This is a genomic window from Stenotrophomonas sp. PS02298 (assembly GCF_029959445.1).
Lineage (GTDB): Bacteria > Pseudomonadota > Gammaproteobacteria > Xanthomonadales > Xanthomonadaceae > Stenotrophomonas.
The window spans coordinates 1-8,046 of the sequence record NZ_JASCOR010000180.1 but is presented as its reverse complement, the minus strand read 5'-3'; the positions used below and the strand labels follow the sequence as shown (position 1 = coordinate 8,046).

General features: G+C 64.6%; 8 protein-coding genes. 4 read left to right on the top strand and 4 right to left on the bottom strand.

Features of this window, described 5'->3' with window-relative positions:
* Nucleotides 1–142 precede the first annotated feature (142 nt).
* Together QMX78_RS18545 and QMX78_RS18540 are read right to left on the bottom strand one after the other, a co-directional pair.
* Nucleotides 143–1,399 carry a DEAD/DEAH box helicase gene (locus QMX78_RS18545; protein WP_282272315.1) on the bottom strand — a complete coding sequence of 419 codons (1,257 nt, stop codon included), beginning with the start codon at nt 1,397–1,399 and terminating at the stop codon, nt 143–145.
* Nucleotides 1,400–1,440: 41 nt separating this feature from the next.
* The gene (locus QMX78_RS18540; RefSeq protein WP_282272313.1) at nt 1,441–2,220 is read right to left on the bottom strand and encodes a polysaccharide deacetylase family protein; all 780 of its coding nucleotides are present in this window, start codon (nt 2,218–2,220) and stop codon (nt 1,441–1,443) included.
* Nucleotides 2,221–2,280: 60 nt separating this feature from the next.
* Between QMX78_RS18540 and grxD the strand changes: the two genes are divergently transcribed.
* Complete coding sequence (grxD, locus tag QMX78_RS18535; protein WP_282272310.1) at nt 2,281–3,207, top strand: Grx4 family monothiol glutaredoxin; 927 nt, start codon at nt 2,281–2,283, stop codon at nt 3,205–3,207.
* A gap of 92 nt (nt 3,208–3,299) precedes the next feature.
* Here grxD and QMX78_RS18530 read toward each other — a convergent pair whose 3' ends face one another.
* Complete coding sequence (locus QMX78_RS18530) at nt 3,300–3,839, bottom strand: DUF924 family protein (protein WP_282272308.1); 540 nt, start codon at nt 3,837–3,839, stop codon at nt 3,300–3,302.
* Nucleotides 3,840–4,088: 249 nt separating this feature from the next.
* Here QMX78_RS18530 and QMX78_RS18525 point away from each other — a divergent pair, with 249 nt between their 5' ends.
* From QMX78_RS18525 to QMX78_RS18515, 3 genes are all read left to right on the top strand, one after another.
* A complete protein-coding gene (locus QMX78_RS18525; RefSeq protein ID WP_282272306.1) occupies nt 4,089–5,033 on the top strand; it encodes a DegV family protein in 945 nt (314 codons plus the stop codon).
* A 72-nt stretch (nt 5,034–5,105) separates the two neighbouring features.
* Entirely contained in the window at nt 5,106–5,444 is a 339-nt protein-coding gene (locus tag QMX78_RS18520) for a hypothetical protein (protein ID WP_282272304.1), read from the top strand.
* A 3-nt stretch (nt 5,445–5,447) separates the two neighbouring features.
* A complete protein-coding gene (locus tag QMX78_RS18515) occupies nt 5,448–6,125 on the top strand; it encodes an adenine nucleotide alpha hydrolase (protein WP_282272303.1) in 678 nt (225 codons plus the stop codon).
* Nucleotides 6,126–6,277: 152 nt separating this feature from the next.
* Here the strand turns inward: QMX78_RS18515 and QMX78_RS18510 are convergent, their stop codons facing one another.
* Nucleotides 6,278–7,696 (bottom strand): GGDEF domain-containing protein, encoded by a 1,419-nt coding sequence (locus tag QMX78_RS18510; protein ID WP_282272302.1) that lies wholly within the window; start codon nt 7,694–7,696, stop codon nt 6,278–6,280.
* Nucleotides 7,697–8,046: the final 350 nt, after the last annotated feature.

Below are 8,046 nucleotides of genomic sequence, written 5' to 3'. Positions count from 1 at the left end.
GCCGAGCCATGCTCGGCAATGGGCTTTACCGGCAAGGCCTCTGCCGAGCATGGCTCGGCACTACAGGTGAGGCTGCACCGGCAACGCCCCAGCCGAGCATGGCTCGGCTCTACCAAAGGCGGCCCGGCCGACTGCGCCCCTGTCAGGATCCAGATTTTTCCGCCGCCGCCGCACGCGCGCGGTCTTTCTTGCTCGGCCGGCGTCCCTTGATGCCACCGTTGTCGTCGGCAACCACGCTTGCCACCGGTGCTGCCTGCGTAGGCTCAAAGCCCTCAAGCACCTCGGTCCTGCTCTGCAGGCCATGGCGTTTGCAGATCAGGCGCCAATGCGCCATCGCCGCCGAATCGACAAAACTCAGCGCCAGTCCCTTCTCCCCTGCCCGCCCGGTGCGGCCGATGCGGTGCAGGTAATCCGCGGGCGCACGCGGCAGGTCGTAATTCACCACCACCGGCAAACGGGTGATGTCGATGCCGCGCGCAGCCAGGTCGGTCGCGACCAGCACCCGCGTTTGACCATCCTTGAAATCCTGCAACATGCGGAAGCGTCGGCCCTGCGATAGTTCACCGTGCAGGGCCTGCGCGTTGACCTCGGCCTTGCGCAGCTGCGACGCCAAACGGTCACCGTCACGGATGCTGCCGACAAAGACCAATACCTGTTGCCACTGCGGATCTTCCAGCAAGGACAGCAACAACTCGACGCGCCGGGCGCTATCGACGTGGATGGCACGCTGTTCGATATCCGGCGCCGACTGCTCACCGATTTCCAGGCGCTGCGGTTCATGCAGCCCCGCCGCAGCCAAGGCCTGGATATCGGCCGCAAACGTGGCCGAGAACAAGGCGGTCTGCCGCTTCACCGGCAACTCGGCCAGGATCTGCCGCAACTCGTCGCCGAAGCCCAGCTCCAGCAGACGGTCGGCTTCGTCCAGCACCAGCAGCTGCACCTGCTTCAATGACAGGGCGTTATGCGCCAGCAGATCCAACAAACGCCCGGGGGTGGCCACGACGATGTCGGCACCACCGCGCAGCGACATCATCTGCGGATTGATCGACACACCGCCGACCGCACAGACCAGATGCGGCCGTCGCGGCAACTCGCGGCCCAAGGTGGCAAACACGTCGCTTACCTGCTGTGCCAGTTCGCGGGTCGGCACCAGGATCAACTGGGCCAGCACACGCGGCTTGCGCGGCGTTGCCATGAAGAAGCGCTGCAGCGCCGGCAGTACGTAAGCGGCCGTCTTGCCTGAGCCGGTGGGCGCCAGCGCAACCACATCGCGCCCTTTCAAGAGCAACGGCACCGCCTGCTGCTGGATCGGCGTTGGCGCCAGATAACCGGCCTGCTGCAAGGCCTGCTGCAGCGCGGGCAGCACGTAGGGAGACAGGCCGAGTTGGGAGAAAGGCATGGTGCGGTTCCAGAACGCCGCGCAATGGCGGGGAAGCGAGTCTACGCTGTTGGCTGCGGCAGGCGGGCGCGCAGGCCGCGCGCATGCATCTGCTGCAGTACGGCGTCGATGATGGCCAAGTTGTGGCCGTGGGCGGCACCTTCATGCAGCAGGACAATGGCGCCTGGTGCCAGATCCGGCGCAATCCGCGCGACCACGCCCTCCGGGGTGCAGTTCACGCCGTCGTAGCCGCGGGCGCTCCAGCCAATCCGCACCAGCCCATGGCGCTTGAGCGCCACCGCCACGAACGGGTTGGTCATGCCCACCACCGAGCGATACCAACGCGGTGGCGACCCGGCAATCGTCGTCAACACCTGCTGGCATTGGCCGATTTCACGCGCCATCTGCGCCGGACCCAGTGCCCAGAAGCGCGCCTGCGGGTGTGAATGGCTGTGATTGCCGATGTCATGCCCTCGCCGCAGCACCTCCTGTACAAGTTCCGGACGGGCCTGCGCGCGCTCACCGACCATGAAAAAGGTCGCCTTGGCGTCGTGCCGGTCGAGCAGCTCCAGCACCGCCAGGGTCTCATCGGACGGGCCGTCATCGATGGTCAACCACACGTCCTGGCCGGGCGCGCGGCTGGTCACCGGCGCGTAGAAGCGGCTGTTGGGGAGGAATACCGGTACGACGAACAGGGCGTGACTGAGCAGCAGCAAGGGCAAACCCCACATCCAGCCCAACCGCCACCACAGCAGTGCGACCAGCAATTGCGAGACAAGCAGCCAGGGCAGCCAACGCCAGGGGTGTACGGGAATGCGATGCAGGGTTTCCGGGGCAGTCATTCCCTATGATGCCATGCAGCGTAGAATCAGCTGGTCTACGACCACTTATACGAGTTCACGATGTCCCTGGACCCCGCCCTGCGTTCGCGCATTGAATCCATCCTCGGCGCCGACCGCGTCGTCCTGTTCATGAAGGGCCAGCCGACCATGCCGCAGTGCGGTTTCTCGGCCAAGGCTGTTGGCGCGCTGCAGGACCTGGGCGTGCAGTTCAACCACGTCAACGTGCTGGCCGACCAGGAAATCCGTGAAGGCATCAAGGCCTACGGCGACTGGCCGACCATCCCGCAGCTGTACGTGGACGGCGAGCTGATCGGCGGCAGCGACATCATCCTGCAGATGGCCAGCAGCGGCGAACTGAGCAGCCTGCTCGGCCTGGCCGCACCGGACCGCACCCCGCCGTCGATCACCGTCACCCCGGCTGCGGTGGAAATGCTCAAGGGTGCACTGGCCGACTCGCCCGGCGCGGCCCTGCAGCTGAGCATCGATGCCAGCTTCCAGCCGAACTTCCAGCTGGCCCCGTTCGACGACAACGCCATCGCGGCTGAATCCAACGGCCTGCGCGTGCAGTTCGACCCCTCCAGCGCGCGTCGCGCCGACGGCATCACCATCGACTGGGTCGACGACATCCGCGGCCAGGGCCTGGCAATCAACAACCCGAATGCCCCCAAGCCGGTGCAGGACCTGGACGTGCGCAGCGCCGACGACCAGTTGCGTGCCGGTGCGATCACCGTGGTCGACGTGCGTCCGGCTGACGAGCGCGCCATCGCCGCGATCAATGGCAGCTTCGAAACCTTCGACGGCGACAACCGCGCCAAGCTCGAAGCCCTGCCCAAGGACACCGCACTGGCGTTCCTGTGCCACCGTGGCGGCCGCAGCGCACAGGCTGCCGCGCAGTTCCTGGCACTGGGCTTCACCAATGTGTTCAACATCACCGGCGGCATCGATGCCTGGTCGGAGAACGTGGACAACAGCGTTCCGAAGTACTGATCCAGGCGCCTGGCAGCAATGAAAAACGCCGGCAATGCCGGCGTTTTTCCTGTCTGCGATTCGCTGCCCGGGCAGCTGGCAAACCCCGGCACTCAGCCCGCAAAGCCACCTTCAGCAAGGAAGTGCAGTTCTTCGGCAGTCGGGATACGCCCGAGCACCGCATTGCGGTGGGGAAAGCGGCCAAAGCGGCGGATGACATCGCGATGCACTTCGGCGTATTTCAGGTATTCCAGATCGCCCAGCACCTCGAACATCGCCACCGCACGCTCCTGGTCCTGCGGATCCTCGGAGTGCTCGAACGGCAGGTAGATGAAAGCCCGCAGCTTGAGCGGCAGTTCGCGGTCCCACCCTTCCTCGATGGTGCGGGTGGCGTAGTGCCGCGCCAACCCGTCGGTAGCGTAAGAGTGCGCGGTGCCACGGAAGCAGTTGCGCGGAAACTGGTCCAGCAGGATCTGCAGCGCCAACGCGCCCTCGGCATTTTCCAGCCAGTCCTCACAACCGCGCCGGGCTGCCTGGTAGTGCAGGTCCAGGAAGCGCTCCCTGAACTCGACATCAAAGGCCTCGTCACGCACAAACCAACGCTGCGGACCCGCCGCACGCCAAAACTCAACTACCGAACTTGCAGTTTCCATTACTGATCCCTGGTTCACCGCCTACCCTCAGGCGGTGACACTTCCCACCGATGTCGTCGCATCCGGGGACAGCGCCTCAGTTGCTTGGCAGTAGCTTAATAGGCTACCCCTGCCTATGAAATGAGGGGAAGGTGAAAAAACCCAACCGAGATTGGGACGGCGCCCGCACAAACCACCAACTCCATCCCATGTTTTGAGATAGGGTTCCTATCTTTCGTGACTGTTACAACCCCTGGGGGATACAAAAGCATGCGCATAGGAATAGTGGTCGACTCGGCCTGCGACCTGCCCAAGGGCTACCTGCAACAGAACAACATCGTGCTGCTCCCCATCAGCGTACGGATCGGCGACACGGTGCTCCCCGACCACCGCGATGAAGAGTCCACCCTGGCCTTCCTGCAGGGACCGCTGAGCGAGCGCAGCGCCGAAGCGGAAACCATCCCCTATAGCGCCGAGCAGATCCGCGACCTGTTCCTGAGCCGCCTGGTTACCGATTTCGACCAGGTCTTCTGCATGACCATCACCCGCACCCGCAGCCCCATCCATGACAACGCGGTGCAGGCCGGCTACAGCATCCTCAACGAATACAAGCCCATCCGCCAGGCGGCCGGCCACAATTCGCCGTTCAGCCTGCGCGTCATCGACACCCAGAACCTGTTCGCCGCGCAAGCGGTGAGCGCGGTGGAAGCAGTGCGCCTGCGCGACAGCGGTGCCACCGTCCCGCAAATGCGCGAACGGCTGGAGCTGGTAGCCAGCAACGTGCACGGCTACATGGTCACCCGCGACCTCTACTACCTGCGCGCCCGTGCCCGCCACAAGGGCGACCGCAGCGTCGGACTGCTCAGCGTCGCCCTGGGCAGTGCGCTGGACATCAAACCCGTGCTGCATGGTTACCGTGGCAATACCGAGCCGGTGGCCAAGATCAAGGGCTTCGACAACGCGGTGCAGGCGCTGTTCGACTTCGTCGGCAGGCGCGTGCTGCACGGCCTGATGACCCCGGTGGTGTGCGTCAGCTACGGCGGCCCGCTGGACGAGTTGCGCGCCCTGCCCGGCTACCAACAGCTGCACGATACCTGTGAGAAGCACGGTGTAACGCTGCTGGAAGCAGTGATGAGCCTGACCGGCATGGTCAACGTGGGCAAGGGCGCAGTGACCATAGGCTTTGCCGATGAACCGCATACCTTCGGCAGCTGATCAACCCGAATCATCTGGACAGAATCACTACATCTGACGCGCTAGTCTGACGCTCTACCAAGGAGGCACCCCATGTCCGTGCTCTATTCCATCTCGCTGCCCGATCCGGCCAAGGCCCGCGGCAACGATCCACGCCTGTCATTCACCGCCAGCGGCGCGGACGCCTTTGCCGAGCAATTACAGGCTGCACTGCGCACACCGGAGCTGTTCGAGCGCTGGAAGGCCACCCAGGACGAACCCGATGACGTGGACCCCGGCCTGGGTGCGGTTGATCCGAACGCCACGGTCACCGGCAAGCAGTCCGACCTGCGCATCGACCTGGTCGCCAGCACCAGCCTGCCCGGCGACCTGTTCAAGCAGCGCCTGCGCATGCTGGCCGGCAGCCACTGGGAACTGCGCGATGTGCGTTGAGTGGTGACAACCCAGGTACTGCTGTCCTGGAGCGGTGGCAAAGACGCCGCATGGGCACTGCACGAACTCCAGCAACGCGATGGCATCGAAGTTGTCGCGCTGCTGAGCACACTGACCGAAGGTTATGACCGCTCCTCGATGCAGGGCGTGCGCCGTCAGGTATTACTGGCCCAGGCAGACGCCGCCGGGCTTCCGCTGCTGGAAGCCTGGATACCGCAGAGCTGCGACAACGCCGTGTACCTGCAGCGCATGACAGCAGCGCTGCACGAAGCCCAACAGTGCTGGCCCCGCCTCGCGAGCATCGCTTTCGGTGACCTGCTGCTGGAAGACATCCGGCAATGGCGCGAACAGCAGTATGCGACGCTGGGCTGGCAACCCCTGTTCCCGCTGTTTGGTCGCGACACCACCGCGCTGGCTCGGCAGATGATTGCGAATGGCCTGCATGCGCAACTGTGCTGTGTGGACAGCGAGCGACTGGATGCCGGTTTCGCGGGTCGAGTATTTGATCAAGCCTTTCTGGACGAATTACCAGCAGGCATCGACGCCTGCGGCGAGAACGGCGAATTCCACACCTGTGTAAGCGCGGGGCCGATGTTCCGCGCCCCGTTGAAGCTTGAACAAGGCGACTCCGTGCTACGCGAGAACCGCTACGCCTACACGGACTTCACCTTGGCGTTGTAGGAGCGGCGCAGGGTGGCCCCGGGCCATGATCCGCGAAGCCAGGGCAGCAACAACAGCGATTCGTGCAATCGCTGCACTGCGCGCAGGGTCTGGCTTACGAGCTTCGCGGCCCACGCAGCTCCCACAAGAGTGGGGGCTGCACGTGACGATCATCAGAATCCCGCCACCACATCATCGCGTACCGACACCCGATTCCTGCCCGCGCGCTTGGCCTCATACAACGCGCTATCAGCATCGTCCAGCAGCTGTGTCGTAGTTGCCATGGCTGAAGGCCGCAGGAAGGCCACGCCCACGCTGATGCTGACCGCACCCTCCGGCAGGGCAAGTGTTTCAATGCCCAGCCGCAGCTTTTCGGCTAGGGCGACCGCATCTTCCCGCCCGCAATCCGGCACGATCACAGCGAACTCCTCCCCGCCGTAACGCGCCAGGCAATCGCCCGCACGCCGGACATTCGCCTGCAGCGCCGCAGCAACGGCCTGCAGGCAACGATCACCGGCGGGGTGTCCGTGGGCATCATTGAATGCCTTGAAGTGATCGATGTCGGCCAGAAGCAGACCCAGGCCAGCACCGCTGCGGTATGCGCGACTGGCCTCGGTCTGCAGGACGGCATCGAACTGACGGCGGTTGGCCACGCCGGTCAGGCCATCCTGTCTTGCCAGCTGATCCAGCGCCGCCTGATGCTCCAACAAGCCGATCTGCAGCAGCGTGCTGCGCAGGCTGAAGCCAATGGTGGCAACCACGAAACTGGCGAACGCCAGCGTTCGCGCGTGGTCCACCACCAAGGTGCCCACAACCAGCAGCAGCAAGGCCACGATCATCGGGCCGCCCGCCTGCACCAGCCGCACCAGCCGTGGGTTGGGCACCAGCACCGGGGCCGATGCGCGACGCACTGCCAGCCACGCCAGCAGGAGGAATGGCAGATCAATCAGCAGATCGTTGTAGGCACCGAAGGAATCTTCAGAGGTGAAGTGGTTGATATAACCGGCTATCAGCAGGTAAGCCAAGGCATACAGCGCCAGGACGCGAAAGAAACTGCGCCACTCCGGCACATCGCTGGCCAACCAGCGCACGGTTGCGAAGCTGGCAATACACAGGTTCTGGACATCGAACATGTAGCGCATGTTGCGCATTGCCTGCTCGTCGACATCAATGCGGTCGGCGAAAAAGCTGGTATGCACGAAGAACAACACGCCCAACAATGCCGCCATCGCCGCTTCGATCAGGCTGATGATGGCGCGCTCACGGCGCGGCCGGGCAAGGATGAACACCAGCGGCACGGCGTAGAGCACATACAACAGCAGGCTGGCGCGCGGCGTGATGTCGGCGCGGCCCGCCCCCAGTGCATCGGCCAGATTGAGCGCCATGCCGCCAGACCACAGCAGCATTGCCAGCGCGATCGTATACCAGCCCAACGCCGCCCGGTCATGCCGGGCACGCCACACACAACAGCAGGCAGCAAGCAGCGGCGCTGCAACCAGGAAGATGAAGGAACCAACGCCAGCGGGACCCGAGCCGATGGCAAGGACCAGAGCATGGCAGACGATGAACAGCAGGATCAGCACTACCGGCATGCATTCCCCATCGGACAGGCGCTATGCCCGCACGATAACGCGACAGCTGCTACGACAACGTGACCCACACCCCGACACGACATCGGCGACCAAGCCGCTCGACCACCTGTAGTGCCGAGCCAGGCTCGGCAGGGGCCTTGCCAGCAAAAAGCCCCCCTCCCCAACCCTCCCCTTCGCTACGCGAAAGGGAGGGAGCACAGCGTAGTGCCGAGCCAGGCTCGGCAGGGGCCTTGCCAGCAAAAACCAACCCCTCCCCAGCCCTCCCCTTCGCTACGCGAAAGGGAGGGAGCACAGCGTAGTGCCGAGCCATGCTCGGCGGGGGCGTTACCGGTAGAGCCCCAGCCGAGCAT